Genomic DNA, 2,384 nt, shown 5'->3' with positions numbered 1-2,384 from the left:
TTTCGATAGTGGTAAACATATTTAATTATGGACTAATGAGGGGCATGGTCTTTCAGAGTATTTGTACTCATCGCATAAGTGTTATGCTCCCCGTGCATTTCCTCCAAGGAGGCACAGTAACGGGACTCCTGACGAATGCCTCGCGCGCGGAGGTTACTGGCGTGTCGGTGCGTTTTCGCGATCGCCACAACCCGGGTAACATCCATGCAGAGAATTTGTATGCAGATTTAGTAGTCGATGCTGGTGGCAAAGTTTCCAAAACACCTAAATGGTTGAAAAGTTTGGGCTATGAACCTCCGCAAGAAACCGTTATCAATGCTTTTGTCGGCTATGCAACCCGCATCTATAAATGCAGCGGTAAATTGTCAGACACAGCGCCAGTATTTGTGTCAACTGCACCACCATTTCGCACCCGTGGCGGTGGAATTTTTCCGATCGAAGGCAATCGCTGGCTGGTGACTCTCGGCGGGGGCGATCGCGATTATCCCCCCGCCGACGAAGCAGGTTTTATAGAATTTGCCCGCACTCTGCCAACCCGGACAATTTATGATGCGATTAAAGACGCAGAAGCAATAACACCTATTTATAGTTATCGAGGTACAGAAAACCGTTTGCGCCACTACGATCTCCTCCCTCGTTACCCTGAAAACTTAATAATTATCGGTCATGCAGTTTGCGCTTTCAACCCGGTTTACGGCCAGGGAATGACCGTTGCTGCACTGGATGCTCAGATGCTAGATGGATGCCTGCAAAAGCAAAGAGAGCGGTATCCAGAAGGCGATTTAACAGGCTTTGCGCGACAATTTCAACAAAAACTAGCAAAATTACACACTATTCCTTGGACGTTTGCCATCAGTCAGGATTCCCGCTATCGCGGAAGTACAGGTGCAAAACTAAACCTTGCTACGCGGCTGACAATTGATTACATGGATCTAGTGTTAAAAGTGCTGGTCGGAGATCCTAAAGTTTGTCAAGCTTTTTTGGAAGTTCTGCACATGATTGAGTCGCCGGCGGTACTTTTTTCTCCCAGTATTGCGGTTAAGGCGATCGGGCAATTAGTCACCGGAAGTCAGAAGGCAGAATTAAAATAAAGAGTTTATACAGAATCAGGTTATTTTTTCCCATTCTATTTTTTCACCGCCGATGAAGGAAGATAAACGCAGATGAAATCCTATTCATCTGCGTTGATTTAACCTGATATTATGTTCCCTCGAACCTGGATTATAAAAGTAGTTTGTAGTGAGGAGTTAAGTCCTCATACTTTTATGAGGAAGGACGTGGTTACTACAAACTTATCACGGTTATTTTAGCGGACATGATATCAAAATGTTCGGAAATCGTTGACAGCAATTAGGCTGGCGGTGATTCCGGTTAACGAAGCAATTACTTCTCCACTTCCCTTTAATTTAATCAGCGCGCTGTTATTGTTCTGACTTATTTCTAACTGGTTAAAACTAACACCTCTGGACAATCCTATGAAATCCTGACCTTTGACAAAATCAGAGATAATATCGAATCCTCGATCAACTCCTAAGACAAAAGTGTCGTTGCCCAAACCTCCGATGAGGCTGTCATTCCCTAAATCTCCCGACAAGAAATCATCGCCAACGCAGCCGAGTAAGGTGTCATTATCTTCACCGCCGTAAATTGTATCGTTTCCTTCGCAGCCGTCGATTAAGTCCTTATTCTCGTTGCCGCTGAGGAAGTCATCTCCTGCACCGCCACACAAAGTATCGTCTTCGAGTTGTCCAAAGAGAGTATCATTGCCTTCGCTGCCTAGAATTAAATCCTGAGCTTTTCCGCCTAATAGGATATCGTTTCCTTTGCCACCGTCGATAAAATCATTACCTCGATTGCCAAAGATTAAATCATTATCTTCTTTGCCGTTAATTGCATCGTTGCTCTGGTTCCCAAAGATAATATCTTCACCCAAACCCCCAATAAGGATGTCGTTTCCTTTGCCGCCAAATAGGAGGTCGCCTCCTTTATTCCCATCAATGAAGTCATTGTCTTCATTGCCGTTGAAGATATCCTTAAATTCGCCACCAAATAGGTTGTCGTTCCCAGTTAAAGCATCGAAGATATTGAGACTGTTACTGCCAAAATAGGCGTCGTTTCTGGGAGTGCCAATTAGAAGACCGGGACGACCATTGATAATATTATCAATTTGTTCGTTGGGTTTGTTGAGATTGGGATACTCAATTTGATTGCAAATGCACTCTGTATCGGGAATGTTAACAGGTGTTGGAGTCGGTACGGGTGCAGGTGTTGGAGTCGGTACGGGTGCAGGTGTTGGAGTCGGTACGGGTGCAGGTGTAGGCGAGGCTAAGTCTTGATATGGATGGAGGCGAGTAGGTGTATTTTTTACTGCTAGTGAGGCTTTA

Annotated in this window: 2 protein-coding genes; one reads left to right on the top strand and one right to left on the bottom strand. The window is 44.9% G+C overall.

Annotated features, from left to right (window positions below; all coding sequences use genetic code 11):
• A partial coding sequence (locus tag E5S67_RS31725; protein WP_246277090.1) for an NAD(P)/FAD-dependent oxidoreductase occupies nt 1–1,091 on the top strand: 1,091 nt, incomplete at its 5' end.
• Nucleotides 1,092–1,321: 230 nt separating this feature from the next.
• On the opposite strand, the gene E5S67_RS31720 is transcribed toward E5S67_RS31725, so the two are convergent.
• Nucleotides 1,322–2,384 (bottom strand): calcium-binding protein (locus tag E5S67_RS31720; protein WP_281363613.1); only part of this gene is annotated, 1,063 nt, incomplete at its 5' end.

The organism is Microcoleus asticus IPMA8 (assembly GCF_013179805.1).
Lineage (GTDB): Bacteria > Cyanobacteriota > Cyanobacteriia > Cyanobacteriales > Microcoleaceae > Microcoleus > Microcoleus asticus.
This window is presented reverse-complemented; position numbering and strand designations above follow the sequence as displayed.